The 20,435-nt window shown below is 68.6% G+C and carries 16 protein-coding genes; 7 read left to right on the top strand and 9 right to left on the bottom strand.

Annotated elements, in window-relative coordinates; genetic code table 11:
• Positions 1–4 precede the first annotated feature (4 nt).
• Positions 5–916 carry an NAD-dependent epimerase/dehydratase family protein gene (locus ACEWX3_RS00635; RefSeq protein WP_374158438.1) on the bottom strand — a complete coding sequence of 304 codons (912 nt, stop codon included), beginning with the start codon at positions 914–916 and terminating at the stop codon, positions 5–7.
• A 43-nt stretch (positions 917–959) separates the two neighbouring features.
• Positions 960–1,160 carry a zinc-ribbon domain-containing protein gene (locus ACEWX3_RS00630; protein WP_374158437.1) on the bottom strand — a complete coding sequence of 67 codons (201 nt, stop codon included), beginning with the start codon at positions 1,158–1,160 and terminating at the stop codon, positions 960–962.
• Between the two features lie 115 nt (positions 1,161–1,275).
• Here ACEWX3_RS00630 and ACEWX3_RS00625 point away from each other — a divergent pair, with 115 nt between their 5' ends.
• The 3 genes from ACEWX3_RS00625 to ACEWX3_RS00615 all read left to right on the top strand — a co-directional run bounded on the left by ACEWX3_RS00625 (position 1,276) and on the right by ACEWX3_RS00615 (position 3,943).
• Positions 1,276–2,307 carry a fused (3R)-hydroxyacyl-ACP dehydratase subunits HadA/HadB gene (locus ACEWX3_RS00625; protein WP_374158436.1) on the top strand — a complete coding sequence of 344 codons (1,032 nt, stop codon included), beginning with the start codon at positions 1,276–1,278 and terminating at the stop codon, positions 2,305–2,307.
• Between the two features lie 109 nt (positions 2,308–2,416).
• The gene (locus tag ACEWX3_RS00620; protein WP_374158435.1) at positions 2,417–3,262 is read left to right on the top strand and encodes an SDR family oxidoreductase; all 846 of its coding nucleotides are present in this window, start codon (positions 2,417–2,419) and stop codon (positions 3,260–3,262) included.
• Positions 3,263–3,340: 78 nt separating this feature from the next.
• Entirely contained in the window at positions 3,341–3,943 is a 603-nt protein-coding gene (locus tag ACEWX3_RS00615) for a helix-turn-helix domain-containing protein (protein WP_221361850.1), read from the top strand.
• Here the strand turns inward: ACEWX3_RS00615 and ACEWX3_RS00610 are convergent.
• Complete coding sequence (locus ACEWX3_RS00610; RefSeq protein ID WP_374158434.1) at positions 3,887–4,900, bottom strand: NAD-dependent epimerase/dehydratase family protein; 1,014 nt, start codon at positions 4,898–4,900, stop codon at positions 3,887–3,889. The two genes, ACEWX3_RS00615 and ACEWX3_RS00610, sit on opposite strands and share 57 nt — an antisense overlap.
• 35 nt (positions 4,901–4,935) lie before the next feature.
• Between ACEWX3_RS00610 and ACEWX3_RS00605 the strand changes: the two genes are divergently transcribed.
• The gene (locus ACEWX3_RS00605) at positions 4,936–6,135 is read left to right on the top strand and encodes an NADH:flavin oxidoreductase (protein WP_374158433.1); all 1,200 of its coding nucleotides are present in this window, start codon (positions 4,936–4,938) and stop codon (positions 6,133–6,135) included.
• Here the strand turns inward: ACEWX3_RS00605 and ACEWX3_RS00600 are convergent.
• Genes ACEWX3_RS00600 through ACEWX3_RS00580 form a run of 5 tightly spaced genes read right to left on the bottom strand, consistent with a single transcriptional unit; the run spans position 6,111 to position 16,013 of the window.
• Complete coding sequence (locus tag ACEWX3_RS00600; RefSeq protein WP_207066173.1) at positions 6,111–6,947, bottom strand: class I SAM-dependent methyltransferase; 837 nt, start codon at positions 6,945–6,947, stop codon at positions 6,111–6,113. The two genes, ACEWX3_RS00605 and ACEWX3_RS00600, sit on opposite strands and share 25 nt — an antisense overlap.
• Positions 6,948–6,977: 30 nt before the next feature.
• Positions 6,978–7,826: an ABC transporter permease gene (locus ACEWX3_RS00595; protein ID WP_207066174.1), complete on the bottom strand. Its 849-nt coding sequence runs from the start codon at positions 7,824–7,826 to the stop codon at positions 6,978–6,980.
• Complete coding sequence (locus ACEWX3_RS00590) at positions 7,826–8,662, bottom strand: ABC transporter ATP-binding protein (RefSeq protein ID WP_207066175.1); 837 nt, start codon at positions 8,660–8,662, stop codon at positions 7,826–7,828. The genes ACEWX3_RS00595 and ACEWX3_RS00590 overlap by 1 nt, the downstream gene beginning before the upstream one ends.
• Positions 8,659–14,208 (bottom strand): type I polyketide synthase, encoded by a 5,550-nt coding sequence (locus tag ACEWX3_RS00585; protein ID WP_374158432.1) that lies wholly within the window; start codon positions 14,206–14,208, stop codon positions 8,659–8,661. Before ACEWX3_RS00585 ends, ACEWX3_RS00590 begins: the two co-directional genes overlap by 4 nt.
• A 41-nt stretch (positions 14,209–14,249) precedes the next feature.
• Positions 14,250–16,013 carry an NAD(P)/FAD-dependent oxidoreductase gene (locus tag ACEWX3_RS00580; RefSeq protein WP_374158431.1) on the bottom strand — a complete coding sequence of 588 codons (1,764 nt, stop codon included), beginning with the start codon at positions 16,011–16,013 and terminating at the stop codon, positions 14,250–14,252.
• A gap of 302 nt (positions 16,014–16,315) precedes the next feature.
• Here ACEWX3_RS00580 and ACEWX3_RS00575 point away from each other — a divergent pair, with 302 nt between their 5' ends.
• Entirely contained in the window at positions 16,316–17,149 is an 834-nt protein-coding gene (locus tag ACEWX3_RS00575; RefSeq protein ID WP_374158430.1) for an MOSC domain-containing protein, read from the top strand.
• Positions 17,150–17,193: 44 nt separating this feature from the next.
• A complete protein-coding gene (locus ACEWX3_RS00570) occupies positions 17,194–18,408 on the top strand; it encodes an FAD-dependent monooxygenase (protein ID WP_374158429.1) in 1,215 nt (404 codons plus the stop codon).
• On the opposite strand, the gene ACEWX3_RS00565 is transcribed toward ACEWX3_RS00570, so the two are convergent.
• Entirely contained in the window at positions 18,378–19,616 is a 1,239-nt protein-coding gene (locus ACEWX3_RS00565; RefSeq protein ID WP_374158428.1) for a cation:proton antiporter, read from the bottom strand. The two genes, ACEWX3_RS00570 and ACEWX3_RS00565, sit on opposite strands and share 31 nt — an antisense overlap.
• Positions 19,617–19,706: 90 nt before the next feature.
• Between ACEWX3_RS00565 and ACEWX3_RS00560 the strand changes: the two genes are divergently transcribed.
• Positions 19,707–20,348, top strand: a complete 642-nt coding sequence (locus ACEWX3_RS00560; protein WP_374158427.1) for a TetR/AcrR family transcriptional regulator — start codon at positions 19,707–19,709, stop codon at positions 20,346–20,348.
• The last annotated feature ends 87 nt before the right edge of the window (positions 20,349–20,435 follow it).

The raw sequence follows: 20,435 nt of genomic DNA, 5'->3' as shown, positions 1-20,435 counted from the left end.
GGGTTCAACGCCGCAACCCGTCCCGGAGCTCGTCGAGCGCCTGCGTCAGAGAGACCCGCGGCGCCCACCCCCAGCCCCGCGCCCGGTCGGCGACGATCTGGCCCGTCCACGCCGGCTCGTCGCTCCAGGCGGGATCGATGCCGAGCGTGTCGGTGACCGCGGTCAGATAATCCCGCTGGGTCGCGGCCTCGCCGGCGACGTTGACGACCGAGCAGCCGCCCTCGATCGGGCCCTGCTGCAGGTCACTCGACGTGGCGATCCGCCCGGTCGCCAGGTCGGCCAGCAGCGCGGCCAGATCGTCGACGTGCACCCAGGCGAACGTCTTGTCCGGGTTGGTCCGGTGCGCCGCTCCGCTGTCCGCCATCTCGTTGGGGCGCAACGTGTTCCAGATCGAGGTGGCGCCGGGACCGAGAATCGCCGGCGGGCGCACCAGCACCCGGGTGATGCCGTCGACGTCGGCCAGCGCCGCGTCGGTGTCGCGCTTGGTGACCGGATAGTCACCGCCGTCGTCGTCGACCAGGTGGGCTGACTCGGCCACGTCGCCCACGCCGGGCGAGCGGTCGTAGACCCCGGCGGTCGACATGTGCACCAGCCGGTCGACGCCGGCGTCGCGTGCCGCGCGGGCGATCACCGGAGTTCCCTCGACGGCCACCCGGTGCTGGGTTCGGCGGTCCGAGCCCATCGGGTGCACGGTCGTCACGACGGCCCGGGCCCCGTCGACGACCTCGGCTGCGAAGGCCGGATCACCGAAGTCGCCCACCCGTTCGTCGACACCGTCGAGCCGCGGCGCCGCGCCGGCGCGCCGGACGACGGCACGCACCCGGGCACCGCGCTCGACGAGCGCGGCACAGGTGCGCGCACCGACGAATCCGTTGGCTCCGGTGACGACGACGGTGAGGGACTGCGTGCTGGTCATGTGCTCCACCATGCCACCGCAGGAACCCTCACCCGGCGGGCAGTCAGACGGTCACCCCGCAGATGCCGCACACCTCGAATTGGCGGCGACTCCACCGCGCGACCGGGATGAAGAACAGCGTGAACTGCTTGAACTGGCGCATCCGCATCCACTGGGTGGTGTTGTGGCAGCGCGGGCAGGTCCGAACCTCACCCGGGCCGAGAGTCTTCTGCTTGGTCCCGTAGCCGAACAGAAGGAACAACACGTCGCCAGCGTAGGCGGGCCGCGCGACAACTGGTCCGCGGCGCCTGATCGCCGGCGCGTTAGTGTGCTGGGGTCGGCGTCAGCTGACCAGTCGAGAGAGAAGTGGGACAGCACACATGACCACAGCAGCAGAGGCGTCGCAGCTCGAAGCGCGGGTCGGCCACTGGTACCGGATGGACGACACCTACCTGGTCGGCCGCGAGAAGCTGCGCGAGTACGCCCGCGCTGTGCAGGACTACCACCCCGCCCACTGGGATGTCGCGGCCGCCGCCGACCTGGGCTATCCGGACCTGGTCGCACCGCTGACGTTCACCTCGACGCCCGGCATGACATGCAACCGGCGGATGTTCGAGGAGATCGTCGTCGGCTACGACACCTGGATGCAGACCGAAGAGGTCTTCGAGCAGCACCGGCCGATCGTGGCCGGCGACGAACTGACCATCGATGTCGAGCTGACGTCGGTGCGCAGGATCGCCGGCAGGGACCTGGTGACCGTGACCAACACGTTCACCGACACCGCCGGGGAGCGGGTGCACACCCTGCACACGACCGTCGTCGGGGTGACGGCCGAAGACGTCGACCCGGCCATCAAGACCGCCGTGCACAACGCGATGATGCACGACGTCAACATCCTGGCTGTCGGGCAGTCCGACACCACCTACGAGAAGACCGTGCGGCCGGAGGGTGAGGTGCGCATCTCCGAGGGCGCCTTCACGCGCACACCGGGGACCCCGTCGTTCGACGAGGTGAAGGTCGGCGACGAGCTCCCGCCGCACCATGCCCGGCTCTCCCGTGGGGATCTGGTCAACTACTCCGGGGTGGCTGGGGATGCGAACCCGATCCACTGGGACGAGGACATCGCCAAGCTGGCGGGCCTGCCCGACGTGATTGCCCACGGCATGTTGACGATGGGTCTGGGCGCCGGCTTCGCGTCAGCGTGGTCGGGCGACCCCGGTGCGGTGACCCGCTACGCGGTGCGGCTCTCGGCGCCCGCGGTGGTGTCGGCCAAGGAGGGCGCCGACATCGAGTACAGCGGACGGATCAAGTCCCTGGACCCGGAGACGCGCAGCGGCGTCGTTCTGGTCTCCGCCAAGTCGGAGGGCAAGAAGATCTTCGGCCTGGCGACGATGCACGTGCGCTTTCGCTGAGCCTCACCCGCCCGGACGGTCGGCTACCCGATATTTCTGAACCAGCGGTACCGTAATGGTGTTGCTGTGGTGAAACAGCAGCGAGGTGCCGTCGAGAAGGGTGCTCTGCGTGGGCCGTTATGTGGTGACCGGCGCCGCATCCGGCATGGGTGCAGCGGCGGCCACGCGGTTGCGTGCCTCAGGACACACGGTCATCGGAGTCGACATCACCGCATGCGACGCCGTCGATGTCGTGACGGACCTGTCCACGGAGCAGGGACGCGACCACGCGGCCCGTCAGGTGGTGCTGTCGACGGACCACCTCGATGGCGCAGTTCTGGCCGCCGGTCTCGGCCCTGCCGCCGGCAGGGACCGGCTGCGTCAGATCGCCGAGGTCAACGTCTCCGGCACCGTGGATCTGCTGCGGCACTGGCGACCGTTGCTGGCCACCCCCGGTGACGCGAAAGTGGTTGTCCTCGGCAGTAACTCGGCGACGACCGTGCCGGGCGTACCGGCGCGGACCGTCGCTGCGCTGCTGGCCGGCGACACCGCCGCGGCCGTGCGGTCACTGCGCATGTTCGGCCCGGTCGCGCCGACGCTCATGTATGCCGCCTCCAAGATCGCAGTCACTCGTTGGTCGCGTCGCACCGCTGTGCTGCCCGCCTGGGCCGGGGTCGGCATCCGGCTCAACGTCCTGGCGCCCGGCGCGGTGCAGACCCCTCTGCTGGAAGAGCAACTGGCCCATCCCCGTCAGGGCAAAGCGGTCCGCCGGTTTCCGATCCCGGTGGGGAAGTTCGGCGATGCCGATGACGTCGCCCGGTGGGTCTGTTTCATGCTCTCCGATGCTGCCGAGTCACTGTGCGGCAGCGTGATCGTCGTCGACGGCGGCACCGATGCACACTTCCGCGCCGACGATTGGCCGCGTGCGGTGTCGCTGCGCCGGTTGCCCCGGTACCTGCGTCAGTTCCGGGGATGACACGGCGGGTCGCGTCGAGACCGTGCTGACATCGAGCTGCGGGCGGCATCCGCCGGCGACACCGCGATACTGAAGGTGATGACAGAAGACGACGCCCCCCGCAGAGCGGCCGGACGCCCGCGGGACGACTCGATCGACGAGCGTGTGCTGGCGGTGACGCGGGAGCTGCTGCTGGAGGTGGGCTGGGACGACCTCAGCGTCAGGTTGGTGGCCGCCCGGGCCGGCGTCGGGCGCGCCAGCCTGACTCGCCGCTGGCCATCGAAGGCCGAGCTGGTCCTGCATGCCATCCTCGGCGAATCCCCCGATTTGGCACCGTTCTCCGGCACAGACCTCAACGGCTGGATCGACTGGGTGGTGCGGGGCAGCCACCAGCTGTTCTCGCGGCCCGATGTGCACGCGGCGGTACCCGGGTTGCTCCTCGCGCTGCGCGAGAACGAGGCGCTTCGAACGACGTTGTGGGCGAACTTCAGCGGGCCCGCGATCGCGCTGTACGCCGAGCACGTGGCTGCCGCGACCCGTGCCCAGCGCCGGAGAACAGAGCTGGACTCCCGGGCCCTGCTGGTCCTGGCCGCCGGTGCAGCGCTGTTCGTCACGACGGTCGCCACCGATGACGACTCGGCGGCACTACTGCGGCGCATCACCGAGTTGCTGACCGCCGCGGTGCAGAGCCGCCTGGACTGACTCGACGATCGCGGCCGTGGGGCTACGCCAACGCATGCCGAGCTCTGAGAGTGTCGCGCTGTCATCCGTCGGGACAGCGGCCGTCAACAGCGTCGCCGCCTCCAGGCTCAGCCCCTCGGCCAGCGGGTGGACCCGCCCGACCTGGTCGGCGACCCGGCCCAGGGTCCGAAATACGCCCGGCGCCAGACCGACCCGCCGTATCCGCCGCCTCGAACCCTGTTCCAGCGCATCGACCATCTCGTCGAACGACACCATCACCCCGCCACACAGATAGCGATGTGCACCACGATTCGGTCGCATCAACCGCGCGTGCACCTCGCCGACGTCGCGCACATCGATCATCTGCATGCCCCCGCGGATGCTCGGCGCGATCCCCCAGCGGATCAGAGGTTGCCAGCCCCGCTCGGTCACCCCGACCGCGGTGTGGAAGGGCGGGCCGACCACACTCGACGGGTAGGTCGTGACCACGGGCGCACCGCTGCTTTGCAGGCGCCGCGCCACCCGGTCCGCGTGAGCCTTGGTCTTGGCGTAGGCACTGCGACCGGCGGCCGTCGGGGTGTAGGGCGTGATGACCCCGGCCGGCGGCGGGAACAGGGCACTGTAACTGCTCACCGACACCACCGGATCCAGCCCCAGGTCCACCCCGCGCGTCAGGACACACTCTGTCGCATACGCGTTGATCTCCCACATCAGGCGCGCATCGCGGTCCCCCGTGCCGACCACGCCCGCGGCGTGCAGCACCGCGTCGGCGTCACGGAGCAATCGCGTCACGACCGCTTCGTCGCGGACGTCGCCGATGAGCACCGAAACCGCTCCCCGCCTGCGCAACCGATCCACCACGGGGGTCTCGCGTTCGTGGGGTGGCACCAGCAGGTCGAGCGTGTGGCCGGCCTCGAGCAACGCCAGCGCCGTGTGGGCGCCGAGGTAACCGGTGGCCCCGGTGACCGCTACGCGCATTGCATGCTCCCCTCTCGAGTGCTATTACGATACCAATGGCATCGCAAAGTGTGTTCGAGCCGGTTCCGCTGGGGCCACTCGTGCTGAAGAACCGGTTCGTCAAAGCGGCGACGTTCGAGGGGGTGATGCCCCGCGGCGAAGTCAGTGACGCCCTGATCGACTTTCACGCCGAGGTCGCCGGCGGCGGCGCGGCGATGACCACCGTGGCCTACTGCGCGGTGTCACCCGGCGGGCGGGTGCACCGCGACACCGTGGTGCTCGACCACACGCGTGTTGCAGCGCTTCGCCGGCTCACCGACGCCGTGCACGCACACGGCGCCCTGGCGTGCGCACAGATCGGCCACGCCGGGCTGGTCGCCAACACGCTGTCCAACAGGATGCCGACCCTGGCGCCGTCCACCCGCCTGAGCGCCCCCGCCATGGGTCTGGTCCGCCGCGCCTCCCCCGAACAACTCGACACGGTCATCGCCGACTTCGGGACAGCCGCGGCCCATGCGGTCGACGCCGGCTTCGACGCTGTCGAGATTCACATGGGCCACGGCTATCTGATCAGCTCCTTCTTCAGCCCCAACCTCAACCGGCGCTCCGACCGCTACGGCGGTGACAGGGTGCGCCGGGCTGAGCTCGGCCGCCGGGTCGCCGAACGGGTGCGGCTCGCCGTCGGCGACCGTATCGCCGTGACCGCGAAGTTCAACATGGACGACGGAGTCCGCGGCGGTTTCTGGGTGACCGACAGCCTGCCCACCGCGCAGCTGCTGGAGAGCGATGGTCACCTCGACGCGCTACAGCTGACCGGAGGCAGTTCGCTGCTCAACCCGATGTACTACTTCCGCGGTGACGTTCCCATGGCGGAGTTCATCGCATCCCAGCCCCGCGCGGTCGGGCTGGGCCTTCGACTCATCGGTCACCGCCTCTTCCGCAGTTACCCCTTCGAGGAGGCGTTCTTTCTGCCGCTGGCTCGGCAGTTCCGTGAAGCGCTGTCGATGCCGCTGATGCTGCTCGGCGGCATCAATCGCCTCGACACCGCCGAGGCTGCGGTCGCCGAAGGCTTCGAGTTCGTCGCCATGGCGCGTGCTCTGCTGCGGGAACCGGATCTCGTCGACACCTTTGCGCGCGGTGAACGCGACGCCGGCAGATGCATCCACTGCATGAAGTGCATGCCCACCGTCTACAGCGGTACCGAGTGCGTGGTCCGGTCGGCCTTGCGTGATCAGCCGAACTCCAGCAGCGTGTAGGCGCCGCGATGGTTCCGCGTCACGCGCCACTGCCAGAACCGCGGGAAGACGTGCGCGAAGAACGGGCCCCGCCCGGCGGGCATGGGCAGGTCGTGCACCGCGCGAATGCCCGGCACGGTGTGGGCCAGCTCGGCCAGTTGTGCCGCCGACAGGCTGAACGGCATCGGTGGGACGCGGTAGCGGCGCGACGACCGCACGCCTTTGGGGGCGAGCTTCTTGACCACGGTGGGCGGCAGGTCGAACACCATCTGGGCGCCGGGAAACCGGCGGGCACACTCTCGGATCAGACTCATCGCCTCGTCGGGCTGCAGGTACATCAGCAGTCCCTCGGCGGTGATGAACACCCCGTCGCCGGTGTCCACCTGGTCCATCCAGCTGAAGTCCAGCGCAGACTGCGCCAGGCACGTCACCCGCGGCGACGGCGGCAGCAACTGTTCCCGCAGCGCCACCACCGGCGCGAGATCCACGGTCAGCCAGCGGAACTGGGGGTCAGCCATCGTGCTGCTCAGCCGCCAGAAGCTGGTCTGCAGCCCCTCGGCCAACGCCACCACCGTCGCGGACGGGTGATCGCCCAGGTAGCGGCTTGCCGCCGCGTCGAAGGCCAGTGAGCGCAGCGCCATCTCCTGGCCTCTGCGGCCGAACTTGGCGAAGTCGAATTCGATCGAGTCCACCAGCCTGATCGCCATCGGATCGTCGATGATGGCGTTGGGGTGACGGGCCTGGTGCGCCCTGCCGTAGAGCGTGAGAAGAGCCGTTTCCGAGACACCGGTCAGGGTGCGGGCGTCCACCTTGTCGTCATCGGCGCGATCCACCTGACCGACAGTACCGACCGATCCGCCGAGTCAGCTGCGGTCCGACCACCGGAACAGCGCCCGGCAGCCCAGCAGTCCACCCACACTCCACGCCGCGAGCACCAGGAAGATCCGCTCGTGCTCCCAGCTGCCGGCCGGTTCGAAAACGACCAATTCGGGGGGCAGCAGCACCGAGCGAAATCCCTGGGCCATCCATTTCACCGGGAAGATCGAGCCGACGATCAGCATCCAGGTGGGCAGCACCATGATCGGCACGTAGGTACCCGAGACGAACTGCAGACCGACTGCGGGCCCGTTGGTGAGCACCGCCGCCGAGACCGCGTTGCTGGCGACGTTGCTGATCAGCACGCCGATCAACGAGCAGCTGACGACCCCCAGCAGGAACACCCACGTAAGGGTGAACCAGCCGAAAGCGGTTGTCGGCAAGCTCAATCCGAAGATGAACACGCCCACGGCCAGCAGCAGCACCGCCTCGGCGAGGCTGACGACGGCGACCAGCATGATCTTGCCGATGAAGTACGACGTCGCGGTCGCGGGCGTACCCCGCAGCCGCCGTAGCGCACCGGTGTCGCGATCCGCGGCGATGCTGATGCCCAGGTTGATGAACGACGTGGACAGGATGCCGTAGGCCAGCATGCTCGCCGCGATCACCGCGCCGGTACTGACGTCGCTGCCCGGCAGCCGCGCGGTGAAGATCGAACCGAGCAGGATGCAGATCGCCGCGGGCATCGAGAAGGTCAGCACCATCTGCTCCGGCCGGCGGTAGAACATCTTCAGTTCCGGCAGCACCCGGGAGAATCCGATGCGCAGCGGCGACGGCAGGTATTCGTCGGCGCGGTGCCGCGACCGCGTGACCCGGGTCGGATCGTCGACGGCCATCACGCCCGACCGATCAGGTGCAGGTAGGCATCTTCGAGCGTGGGGCGGGTGACGGTCAGCTGCGACAGCTCGACGCCGTCGCGGCTGTGCTGCCTGATCAGTTCGGTCGGGAACTCGGTGCGCTCCTCATGGACTCCGGTTCCGTCGACCCACCGCACTGTGGCTGCGGTGTCGACGTGCCCGGTCAGTCGTGTCGGTGAATCGACGGCGACCACCGTGCCGTTCGCGACGACAGCGACACGGTCGGCGAGCGCCGCAGCCTCCTCGAGGTAGTGCGTGGAGAGCAGAATGGTGGTGCCCTCGGCGGCCAGCAACCTGATCAGTTCCCAGAACTGCCGGCGGGCTTCGGGATCGAAGCCGGTGGTGGGCTCGTCGAGGAACAGCAGGTCGGGCAGGCCGACGATGCCCAAGGCCACGTCGAGCCGGCGACGTTGGCCGCCCGACAAGGTCCTCACCGCCCGGTCGGACACCTCGGCGAGCCCGACCAGTTCGAGGACATCGGCGCAGTCTCGTGCGCTGCCATAGCAATTGGTGAACATCTGCACCGTCTCACGGACGGTCAGCATTCCGGCATCGCTGACCTCCTGCAGCACGATGCCGATCCGCGCCCGCCATGCCCGGCCCGCTGTCGCCGGGTCCTCACCCAGTACGAGCACCTGCCCGGCATCGCGGTTGCGGTTGCCCTCCAGGATCTCGATGGTGGTCGTCTTGCCCGCCCCGTTGGGGCCCAGGATGGCGAACACCTCGCCGTGCTCGACGTCCAGGTCGAGGTCACTGACCGCGGGCACCCGTCCGTAGGTCTTGCACAGCCCCCGGACCTGCACCGCAGCGGTCACGGATGCGCCCCTCCCGCATCCGGCTCGGCGGCCGGGGACTCGAGTTCGGCGAGCAGCGCGCGCAGCTCCGACTCGGACAGCTCCCCCAGCAGCTGCTCCAGATCGGCGTCCCGGGACTGCGGCGGTTCGGCCGGAGGCTCGACGCTGACCACGGTGGCGTGGTGGATGGCCTGCAGCTCGGTGTGGATCCGGTGCGCCAACGAGTTCACGCTGACACCCCGGAGGATCTCGAGAACCGGCAGATCGATCGAGAACATGGTGTTGATTCTGACCCGGAACTCCATCGCCATCATGGAGTCCAACCCGATGTCGTCGAGCATGTCGTCGGGCTCGATGTCGGTCGGCGCGCAGTCGAACACCGCGGCGACGACGCCGCGGACGTGTTCGGCGATCACGGCTGACCGGTCACCCTCCGGGGTTGCCGCGAGGATGTCGATCAACGAGACACCGGAATCGTCGGCGGCGCCGGCCGATTCGGTCGCGCCGAGCTCACCGAACATCGCCGGGATGCGGTTGCCGAGTCCGGCCTGCCGCGCTCGGGCCCAGTCGGCGGTGATGGCGACGACGTCGGTGACGTCCTGGCTGATCACGCGATCGAGGATCTTCGCACCGACGGCGGGCGTGATCAGCTCGATTCCCCGGGCTGCGTAGAGCTTCTCCAGATTGAGCTCCTCCACCATGCCCACCGACCACGGACCCCATCCGATGGTCAGGGCCGGCAGGCCCAGGGACCGGCGGTAGTGCGCGAAGGCGTCCAGGTAGGCGTTGGCGGCAGCGTAATTGCCCTGCCCGGGTGAGGCGATGGTCGACCCCGCCGAGCCGAACATCACGAAGAACTCCAGGTCGTGGTCGTGAAAGGCCTCGTGCAACACGCGGGTGCCGGTGACCTTGGGCGCCATCACCTTGGCGAAGTCGGCTTCGCTCATGTTGATCAGGAGCTGATCGGCGACGGTGCCCGCCGCGTGGATGACGCCCCGCACCGGCCGCCCACCCTCACGGTCGTGCCGATCCAACCAGGCCCGCACCTGCTCGCCGTCGGCGATGTCGACGCTGACGGTACGGACGTCCGCACCGAGGCGTTCGATCCCGCGGATCATCTCGACCGTCGCGAACTGCGGATCGGCTGCGGTCAACTCCGGCCATGCGCTCCTCGGCGGCATGGGGGTACGGCTGAGCAGAGTGAGGTGTCGCGCTCCGCGTTCCGCCAGGTACGTGGCCACCACGCGGCCGAGCGCACCCGCGCCTCCTGTTATCACGTAGGTCGCGTCGGCAGAGAGCTTGGTGGGGAAGGGCCGGGTCAGCCCGGTGCACGGCCGCAGCCGCGGGACCAACACCGAGCTGCCTCGAAGCGCGATCTGGTCCTCGTCGGCGTTCTCGTCGAGCAGCTGCCCGCAGATGCGCGCAGCGATGTCGGCCCTGCTGCCGCGCGCCGCCGCGTCGCTGTCGATGTCGATGAGGCCGCCCCAGTACTCGGCGAATTCCTGATGGCCGAGCACGCGGCCCAGTCCCCACATCGACGCCTGCCCCACACCGGTCACCGGCGTGTCGCCGGCCGGCTGCGCGTTCGCGGTGACCACGAACAGCCGCGGCGTGACGGCCTCCCGCGCCGCCAACGCCTTGACCAGCCGCAGCACCGGGAAGGCGCCGAGCTGATCACTCCATTGCCCGGACATGTCCAGCGGCCAGCAGTCGACGATGCCGGTCAGGTCACCGTGGCGGTCGAGGTGGGTGTCCACCAGCATCCGAATCTGTTCCGCTGAGTCGGGATCGACCAGATATCCGGCTTCGGTGCTGGTGAGCACGGGAACGTCGCGATGCTCGACGGTGTGCACCCGGTGCCCGCGGCCGCGGAGGTCGGCTGCCACCGCGGCGCCCATCCCCGTCTCGTCGGAAAGCACGAGCCACGACTGCTCGCCCGGCTGCGCAGTCGGCGCGGCGGACGGCTCCCGGTCGGGCCGTTCGCACCACTGCACGCGGTAGAGACCCTTGTCGATACGGTCGGCCGACATCCGCGAGGACGCACTCAGCGACTGCACGGTGAAGCCGTCGAGAACCGCCAGGACCTCCCCGCCACCACCGACCACGGTGAGGTCGCACTCCACCTGTTCGCGGGTCGCCGACACCACCCGGGCGTGCACGGTCATGCGCGTGTGGGGGCGCCCGTAGACCGCGCAGTGCCGGATCCGTGTCGGCAGGTAGGCGTCCTGGGTTTCCCCCGCCCCGAGAAGCGGTGCGCCGAACAGGGTCTGGAACGCACCGTCGATGAGCGCGGGATGGAAGCGATACTGGTCGAGTTCGGCGGCGACGGCGGCGGGGATGGCGATCTCGGCGACCACCCAGTCCTCTCCGGCGGTCACGCCGCGCACGGTCCGGAACGCGTCACCGTAGTCGAAACCGATGTCGCGGGTATGGGCGTAGAACTCGTCCCCGTCGATGGTCGTCACCGGTCCGGTGCCCTCACGGTGGGGCGCGCTGCGGGGGCGTGCCCGCAGCATCGTCAGTTCGGCGGTGGCCGTGATCGTCCACTTCAGGTCGCCGTCGGCGCTGACGGTGAACGACGCGAACTCGACCGTGCCCGCGTCCTCGTTGAGGGTGGTGCGCAGGATCGGATCACAGCTGTCATCGAGGATGACCGCGCGGCGCAGCTGCAGATTGTCCACGCTGTGCGCCGACCCGTAGACCTCCTCCGCAGCCGCGAGGGCCATCTCGACGTAGACCGCACCGGGCACGACGACACTGCCCTGCACCCGGTGATCGGCCAGGAACGCGTTGAGAACCGCGCTGATCTCGGCTTCCCAGGTCGGATGCACCCCGCTCACCGGTTGTCCCAGCAGCGGGTGCACCGGACGGTAGAACAGCGACTCCGTGGCCTCCTGCGTCTCGTTCCAGTACCGCTTGGTCTGCCAGGGGTACGACGGGAGCTTGACCAGCCGCCCCGACCCGTCGGGGTGCAGGGCGTCCCAGGCGATGTCGTGGCCGGCACAGTGCAGGGCGCCGACGCAGCTCAGCAGCGTGCGCACGTCGTCCTCGTCGCGGCGCTGCGTCGGGGTCACCGAAACACGTTGGGCACCGGCGGTTTCGAAGATCGAGGCGGCGAGCACCGGGTGCGGCGCCAACTCGACGAAGTGTGTGTAGCCATCTTCGAGCATGCGTCTCATCGCCGGCTCGAAGAGCACGGTGGCGCGGGTGTTCTGCCACCAGTAGGCCGCGCCCGCCTCGTAGCCGCCCAGTAGTTCGCCGGTGACGGTGGAGTACAGCGGGAGGGCGGCGTCCTTCGACGACAGTCCGTCGAAGGCGTTCAACAGCTCGTCCTTCACGGCATCCATGTAGTGCGTGTGGTACGGCACCTTGACCGACAGGTAGCGATGGAACACCTCGGTCTCGCCGAGCTGGCGGGCGATGTCGTCCAACACCTCGCCGTCGCCCGCCAGCGTCACCGCCGACGGGCTGTTGATCGCCGCCACCGACACTCGCCGGCCGAACTCGGTGACCGCGTCGGCGTCGAGGGTGCGCAGCAGCGTCTCGGCGTCGAGCCCGACGGCGAGCATGCGGCCCAGGCCGGTGGTGCGCTGCTGCAGCCGGCTGCGGTGGAAGATCACCTGGACCGCCTGCTCGAACGTCAGCAGACCCGCCAGGTGATGGGCAGCGACTTCCCCCGCGCTGTGCCCGATCACGGCGTCCGGGCGAAGGCCGAACTGGGCGAGTTGCTCGGCCAGGGCCAGCTGTACGGCGAAGTTCGCCGGTTGCGCGAACTCGGTTTCCCCCAGCCGCGAGCCGGCCTCGTCGCGGAGCAGTTCGTCGATGAGGGACCAGCTCGCGTACTGAGAGAGCTCCCGGTCGCAGCGTTCGATCGCGTCGGTGAAGGCGGGAAGCGCGCCGAACAGCCCGCGGCACATCCGCCACCACTGCGGGCCCATGCCCGAACAGACGAAGGCCAGTTTCGGCGCGCTGGTGCCGATTCGGCCCGTGGAGATCTCCCCGCCCTCGGCGAGGGCGCGCAGTTGATCTCGGGCATCGGCGACGCTGTCGACGATCAGTGCCTGCCGGTGGTTCAGGTGCGCCCGGCGGCGACTGAGCGTGTGACCCAGGTCTGTCAACGCGATGTCGGGGTGAGTGTCCAGGTGCTGGGCCAGTCGGCCGGCCGTCGCGACGAGCGCCTCGTCGCTGCGCGCCGAGATCGGGATGACGGTCGGCACTGCATTGGGCGGCGTGGATCCCGATTGGCGCGCAGGGGGTTCGGCGAGTACGACGTGGGCGTTGGTGCCGCCGAAGCCGAACGAGTTGACCCCCGCAATCCGGCGCTCGACGTCGGGAAACGGTCGACCGTGTCCTGCGACGTCGAGCTTCAGTTCGCTCAGCGACACCTGCCTGGTCGGGGTCTGCAGATGCAGGTTCGCGGGGATGTAGCCGTGCTTGAGCACGAGCGCGGCCTTGATCAGACCGGCTACTCCGGCCCCGGCTTCGAGGTGGCCGATGTTGGTCTTGACCGAGCCGATCACCAAGGGATGCTCGGCCGGGCGACCGGCGGCCAGGACGCTGGCCAGCGCCCTCATCTCGATCGGATCACCGACCGGTGTTCCGGTGCCATGGGCCTCCACGTAGCCGACCTGAGTGGGTCGGATTCCCGCGCGGTGCAGGGCGGTTCGGATCGCGGCACCCTGGGCGTCCTCCCGGGGCACGGTGATGCCGTCGGTGTGCCCGTCCTGCGACACGGCTGAGCCGAGGATCTGCGCGTAGATCTCGTCGTCGTCGCGCAGCGCCTGGTGCAGCGGTTTGAGGATCACGACCGCGCCGCCTTCACCGCGCGCGTAACCGTCGGCGGAGTCGTCGAAGGCCTTGGATCGTCCTTCGGGGCTGAGGAACCCACTCTTGGACTCGGCGATGGCGGTGTTGGGGCCGATCATGACGTTGACGCCGCCGGCGAGCGCGACCTCGCATTCACCGTTCCAGATGCTCTGGGCCGCAAGGTGAACGGCGACCAGCGAGGACGAGCACGCCGTATCGATGGTCATGCTGGGGCCGCGGAAGTCGAAGGCGTGCGAGATGCGGTTCGCCAGCATGGTCATCATCATCCCGGTGGCGGAATGCGACTTGAACCGGTAGCGGCTGGTGAAGCCCTGGTTCTGCAGGAGCTGGTAGTCGAGCGTGAAGCCCCCGACGAACACCCCGACGTCGGTGCCGGCCAGTGTGTCGGCGGGGATTCCACTGTCTTCCAGCGCCTCCCAGGTGGCCTGCAGCAACAGGCGTTGCTGCGGATCCAGGGAATGTGCCTCGCGCGGCGAGATCCCAAAGAACTGCGGATCGAATTGATCGATCTCACTGAGGAAACCGCCTCGGCGGGTGACGATCTTGCCGGCCTTGCCCGGGCTGGGATCGTGATAGCGGGCCCCGTGCCATCGCGTTTCGGGCACGGTCCGGGTGGCGTCGGTTTCGCTGCACAGCAGATTCCAGAAGCTCTCCGCGGACTCGCCGCCACCCGGGAAGCGGCATCCGATACCGACGATCGCCAACGGCTCGCCGACGCCGCGCTCAGCGCGCATGTTCATTCCCCTACCCTCACCGATCAGACGTCTCGACGAATCCGCGGTCAAGTCGCCTGCAGCGCCGGTGAGGCGGTCACGATCCAGTCGGGGCTGACCGGACGGGTCTTCTGTTCATGGCGGTAGATCGACCTCATCTCCCTGATCAGCGGGTCGCGCTGCCACGCCTGTACCTGATGCATGACTCTGTCCTCACCGAACGCCGACGCCTTGTCGGCGATCACCGTCTCGAACAGCTGGCCGGCCAGCTGGCGTAGCAACTGCGCATTCGTGTCGAACTGGTCGGCGAAGTCGTCGGCCGGGGCGATCATCGCAACGTGCAGCCACGCCATGAAATTCAGCGGTGCGTACAGATCGACGAAGGGTACCGGCGAGGTGTCGTCCTCTACGGCCGCCCACTCGCGGAAGAACTGTTGCACCCGGTTGCTCAGTGCGATCAAGCCGTCCAGCGCAGGGACGAAGTCGGGGTCGTCGGCGATGCGGACGAACCGCCCGTTGATGTAGAGCAGTCCGATGAACCCCCAGTAGAACGCGACGTCCCAGACGATCTTGGCCGCCATCACCGTGGGGGTACCCATCAGCGTGTATTGATCTTGATAGATGGCCAGCCACATGTCGGTCAGCGACCGGAACAGCGTGTCACTGATCTGGGCTCGAACGGCGATGTCCTCGCCGTCGAGGTCGCGGGTGATCATGTCGGTGATGAGGCCGTTGCCGATCGCGACGAGGTCCAGGCCCGACGAGTACAGCGGATCCAGGAAGATCCCCGCGTCGCCGGTCAGGCACCACCGGTGCCGACCGTCGAACACCTTCGACGCGCCGTGGCTGTACTTCTTCATGACCCGGAAGTCGCGGATCTCGTCGTCGTGCTGGGCCAGAACGGCTGCACACTGAGGCTCGTGCTCCTCCAGCCACGCGCGCGCCTTGTCGAGTGTGTTGAACTCGTCGAAGGCGTGGAATGCGGGGTCGGCCACGATGCCGACGCTCGTCGCGCCGGAAGCGAGGCGAATGAGCCAGACCCAGTATCCCTCGCCCATCAGATGGTTCGTGGACATGGCGCGCTCGCCCTCCGCCAGGCGGCTGTGCCAACTCGGATCGTCGCTCCAGGCACCGACGTCGATCTCCGTCGCCACCCGGAACCACGCTGCGTTGCAATGATGTTCGTTGGTACGTCGGAGTTCGAGCTGGCGAGGCAGCACACGGTTGCGCCCCGACGCGTCGACCACCCAGCGCGCCGTCGTCGTCGAGGTCACGTCGCCCTGTTGGAAGGACACGGTGTGCAGTCCGCCCTCGGGTCCGAGGTCCACCGTGCGCACGCGACCGTGCACGATGTCGATGCCCTCGGCAACGCAGCGGCGATACAATTCGTTTTCCAGTCTGCCGCGATCGATTTGGTAGGTGACCTGCGGAACGAATACCGAGCCGCCGACTTCCATTCGCTGCGCGATATCGGTGTTTCCGTTGTGCGAAAAAAACATCCGCAGGCCCATCTTACGAATGTGTGACGTATTCAGGTGTTCGGCCAAATCCAGCCGCTCGCGCAGGTAATGCGCCGACACCTCCACCGTGGACTCGCCCACCGTGTGGGTGACCTCCGGCACCGGATGGGGGGTCGGCTCGATGAGCAGAACACTGGTATCGGGCCGCTCACGGCGCACGTCCAGCGCGAGGGTCAGCGCCGCCGCACCACCCCCCACGATGAGCACATCGTGGCTGCTCGCAGGCGCGCCGTCGCGCGAAAGCTGGCTCCTGATGCGTCGGGCCAGAGCCTCTCGTGCTGTCGGGCCGAGTTGCGAAAGCTGCGCTCGCACGTCCACTCGTATGCCTTTCCGAGAGGGGTCACAACGGTGGCAACGTTACACGCGCAGAGGGCCCCATCTGCGGGGAAAGGACCACAGCAGCCGGCAGCGCCCCGGCCGCACGGCGGACTCCGACACCTCTCGCCCACGACGGTGCCCGCAGGATTCGGCCACCCTTCCCGCGCCATTTTCGAGGGGGCAAAGAATGGCGGGGACAACTGCTGCGCTGCTTGTTGATTCATAGCAGCGTGTTTCTTCGCGGCAATTCTGCGCGGGGCCCGGCGTTGGACACGTGCCCGTAGGCTGAAGAACCGATGACGACACGTACCCACACGGCCGGCCGGGTCGCCGCTCTCTTTCGCTACCCGGTCAAATCGATGGTGGGCGAGGCGTGCGCGACGATCGACGTGACTCCGCTGGGGGTTGGCGGCGATCGCCGCTACGCGTTCATCGACGACGAGACGGGACGAGTCGCCACCGCCAAGAACCCTCGGCTGTGGCGCGGGCTTCTGCAGTGCTCGGCCGGCACCGGTCCCGCCGGGGTCACAGTCACGCTTCCCGCCGCCCAACCGGTGCCGGTCGCCGAGGCCGCCGCGCCGCTGTCGGAGTTGCTCGGCCGTCACGTCCACCTCGCCGAGGAGCGCGCCGCCGGCGCCATGGTCGAACGCTCCGACCCGGTCGACGTACTCGCCCACGGTCTCGACGCCGACATCGAGGCAGCCCTCCTCGAGATCGCCGAGGGCGCCCCCGGCGGCGCGTTCGTCGATCACTCACCGGTGCACCTGGTGACCACCGCGACTCTCGACGCCGTCGGCGTGGGGATGGCCGAGGCGTTGCGCTACCGGCCGAACATCGTGGTCGAGACGCCGCCCGACTGCCCTGCGTTCGTCGAGAACGACTGGGTCGGCCGCACCATCGCCGTCGGGCCCGACGGCGTCGAACTCCGCGCGACGCTGCCCACACCACGGTGCTCGGTGCCCACGTTGCAGCACGGCGAGGTGGGTCGCTCACCCCACTCCGTGCGCTACCTTCTCGAACACAACCGCGTCGAGGCACCGGGTTTCGGTGTTCTGCCGTGTGCGGGTCTCTACGCCGAAGTCCTCACCGGCGGCGTCCTGCGCGCTGGTGACGCCGTCTGTATCGGTTAACACGGCCGCACCGTTCCTTCGACCGCAGACGGGATTCGACATCCATGGCTCCTCACGCCGTCATCTCCGGCGCCGGCATCGCCGGTCCCGCGCTGGCCCACCAGCTCAGTGCCCGCGGGTGGAACACCACCGTGGTCGAGCGCTACCCGGCCCGACGCGACGAGGGGCAGAATGTCGATGTTCGCGGTGCCGCGCGCGAAGTGGCCCGGCGGATGGGTATCGACGATGCGATCCGCGCGGCGAACACCGGCGAGATCGGCACCCGCTTCGTCAAGTCCGACGGCACGACGGCGGCCTCGTTTCCCGTCGCGTCCCGCGGCGGAAACGACGGTCCCACCGCCGAACTGGAGATTCTGAGAGGAGAGCTGTCCCGCATCCTCGTCGAGCGGACCGCCGCCGACACCGACTACCGCTTCGACAGCCAGATCACCGCGGTCGACGACCACGGCGACCGCGTCGACGTGGCGCTGAGCGACGGCACGACCGTCGACGCCGACCTACTGGTGATCGCCGAGGGGCTGCACTCGCGGTCGCGCCGTTTCGTGACCTCGGTCGAGGTGAACGACCTGGGCATGTACTTCGCCTACGCCACCGTGGCCCGCAGCGAGCACGACGACCTGTGGTGGAACTGGCAGCATGCGACCGGTTCGCGGTCGGTGCATCTGCGACCTGACAATCTCGGCACCACCCGCGCGATCCTGACCTTCATCTCCGATGTCCGCGGTTTCGAAGACCTCGACCGCGCCGGGCAACTCACCATCCTGCGCCGCACGTTCGCCGACGTCGGTGGAGCGGCGCAGCGGGTGCTCGCCGAACTCGACAACGGGGCACCGATGTACTTCTCGGTCGCCGGGCAACTCCGCAGTCCGACGTGGAGCAAGGGCCGCGTGGCTCTGCTGGGCGATGCCGCGTTCTGCAACGCCACGTTCGGTGGGGCGGGGACAAGCCTGGCCCTCATCGGCGCCTACATTCTCGCCGGTGAGCTGAGCACCGCCGACGACACGGTCGCGGCACTGCAGAGCTATCAACACCACATGCGGCCCTTCACCGCCGCTGCTCCCCAGGTCCGAGCCGAGGTGCTGCGCCTGGCCAACCCCCGCACCCGGGCGGGTATCCGGTTGTTGCACAGCGCGGTCGGGGTCGCAGCAGGACCGGTCGGCAGAGCCGTGAGTGCGGTGACCGGGAAAGGGTTGGTCGCCATCGGCGGCGACAAGCTGCCGCTGCCCGACTATCCCGACGCGACGCGGCCGCGACCGTAGGCGGCCTCGAAGATCGGTGAGGCCATCAGGGTGGTGACGATCGCCACCAGCACCAGCATCGTGAACAGGGTCGGGGTGATGATGCCCGCTTCCAGCCCGATGTTGAGCAAGATGAGTTCGATCAGGCCGCGCGCGTTCATCAGCGCGCCGAGGGCCACCGCCTCCCGTCCCGGGACCTTGCTCAGCCGCGCCGCCGCCGCGCAGGCGACGCCCTTGCCGGCGATGGCGACCACCAGCAGACCGAACGTCACGGCCCACAGCGCCGGGGTGTTCACCAAACCGATCTCGGTGTTCAGTCCGGAGTAGACGAAGAACAACGGCAGCAGCAGCGCCGTCGTCAACGGTTCGATCCTGTCGGTGAGGCGGCGCGCGAAGTGACCCGACGGCATGGCGACGCCGAGAATGAAGGCCCCGAAGATGGCGTAGATGCCGATCGTGTCGGTGATCCAGGCACACGCCATGAGCAGAATCAGCACCGTACTGAGAACCGGTGCCCCGATCGTCTCCTGTCCGGGCGCACGGTCCAACCGGCGCAGCACGCGCCGCCCCGCGGTCAGCAGCACCACCGCGTACGCGAGACCGCCGACGATGGCGACGACCGCCGTCGCCGGTTTCCCCCCGTGAGCGGCGAGGACGACGGCGAGGATGCACCACGAGATGGCGTCGGTGGTCGCGCCGCAGGCCAGGGCGAGGCTACCCAGAGTCGTTCCGGACAGTCCCTTTTCGAAGATGATCCGGGCGAGCATCGGGAACGCGGTGATCGCGATCGAGGCGCCCAGGAAAAGCATCGCCATCGCGGCGCTGACGTCGGCGCCGAAGTAGCCACCGTGGTTCAGCAGCGGCACCGCAGCGATGGCACCGAGCGCCAGCGGTGCCAGCGAGCCCGCCGCGGACACCGCCGCAGCGGTGCCGGCCCGCTGCCGGATGTGGTCGACGTCGAAATTGAGCCCGATGACGAACATGTAGAGAACGAGGCCGATCTGAGCCGTCGTGTAGAGGATCACGTTCGTCGGACCCGGTGGAAACAGGGCGTCCTGGACCTCCGGCCAGAGACGACCCAGCAGGGACGGCCCCAGCACCACGCCGGCAATCATCTCGCCGATGACCGGTGGCTGGCCGAGTCTCTGCGCGATCAGACCGGCGAGGCGGCATGCCAGCAGGATGACGGCCAACTGCAGGAAGAACTGGATCGCGGTCTCTGCGGGCACGTCACAATCTAGCCCGTCCCTGCCCGTCCTTGACCGCAGTGTCACTTAGTGACAGAGTGGGTGTCACTAAGTGACAGGAGGTGAATCGACGTGTCCTCTCCAACCGTGCCTGCGACCGGCACCGACAAGCAGGCCCAGGCCCGGTTGGAAGTGTCCCGGCACGCCTGCGCGCTGTTCTGGGAGCGTGGGGTCGCGGGGACCAGCGGTGATGACATCGCCGCAGCCGCCGGGCTTTCCACGCGCACCGTCTGGCGGTACTTCCGCAGCAAGGAGAGCTGCGTGGAACCGGTGCTCGCCCAGTCGGCACACCGGTTCATCGAGCTGGCATGGCAGTGGCCGCCCGAGCTGTCGCTGGCCGAGCACATGGCAGCCCACATGGCCGCGCACCCGCTGACCGCACAGGAGATCGCCGATGACGTCAGCGCTCTGCGCATCGCGACGATGTCGACGTCGGATCCCGCGTTGCGCACCGCGTATCTGATGGTGCACGACGAGATGGAACGTGCCTTCGTCCCCGTCCTCGCCCGCCGGCTCGGGCTGGCGGAGGACCATCTGACCGCACGGCTGTGCGCAGCGGCCGTCACGGGTGCCTTCCGGGTGATCGACGAAGACGTCGGACACCGGGCGATCGTCAAGAAGGAGAAGGTCACCCAGGAAGAAGCCCTGGCGCTGATCGATCGCGCCATCCGGGACGCCACCAACGGCCGAGTCGGCGGTCCCGTGTCGCCCTGACATCCACTGTCGAAACACCCTGTACCACAACACATAACGGCACGTAATCAAACCGTCGAGTCGACACCACCTCGACGGCGTACCCCC

The sequence above is a fragment of the Mycobacterium sp. G7A2 genome (assembly GCF_041902445.1).
In the GTDB taxonomy this organism is placed as follows: Bacteria; Actinomycetota; Actinomycetes; order Mycobacteriales; family Mycobacteriaceae; genus Mycobacterium.
The sequence above is the reverse complement of the archived record's forward strand: the minus strand, read 5'-3'. Positions and strand labels throughout refer to the sequence as shown.

Excerpts from the sequence above, each read along its gene's own strand:
- ACEWX3_RS00635 (WP_374158438.1), bottom strand. The coding sequence starts at position 916 with ATGACCAGCACGCAGTCCCTCACCGTCGTCGTCACCGGAGCCAACGGA.
- ACEWX3_RS00625 (WP_374158436.1), top strand. The coding sequence starts at position 1,276 with ATGACCACAGCAGCAGAGGCGTCGCAGCTCGAAGCGCGGGTCGGCCAC.
- ACEWX3_RS00615 (WP_221361850.1), top strand. The coding sequence starts at position 3,341 with ATGACAGAAGACGACGCCCCCCGCAGAGCGGCCGGACGCCCGCGGGAC.
- ACEWX3_RS00610 (WP_374158434.1), bottom strand. The coding sequence starts at position 4,900 with ATGCGCGTAGCGGTCACCGGGGCCACCGGTTACCTCGGCGCCCACACG.
- ACEWX3_RS00605 (WP_374158433.1), top strand. The coding sequence starts at position 4,936 with ATGGCATCGCAAAGTGTGTTCGAGCCGGTTCCGCTGGGGCCACTCGTG.
- ACEWX3_RS00595 (WP_207066174.1), bottom strand. The coding sequence starts at position 7,826 with ATGGCCGTCGACGATCCGACCCGGGTCACGCGGTCGCGGCACCGCGCC.
- ACEWX3_RS00585 (WP_374158432.1), bottom strand. The coding sequence starts at position 14,208 with ATGAACATGCGCGCTGAGCGCGGCGTCGGCGAGCCGTTGGCGATCGTC.
- ACEWX3_RS00575 (WP_374158430.1), top strand. The coding sequence starts at position 16,316 with ATGACGACACGTACCCACACGGCCGGCCGGGTCGCCGCTCTCTTTCGC.
- ACEWX3_RS00570 (WP_374158429.1), top strand. The coding sequence starts at position 17,194 with ATGGCTCCTCACGCCGTCATCTCCGGCGCCGGCATCGCCGGTCCCGCG.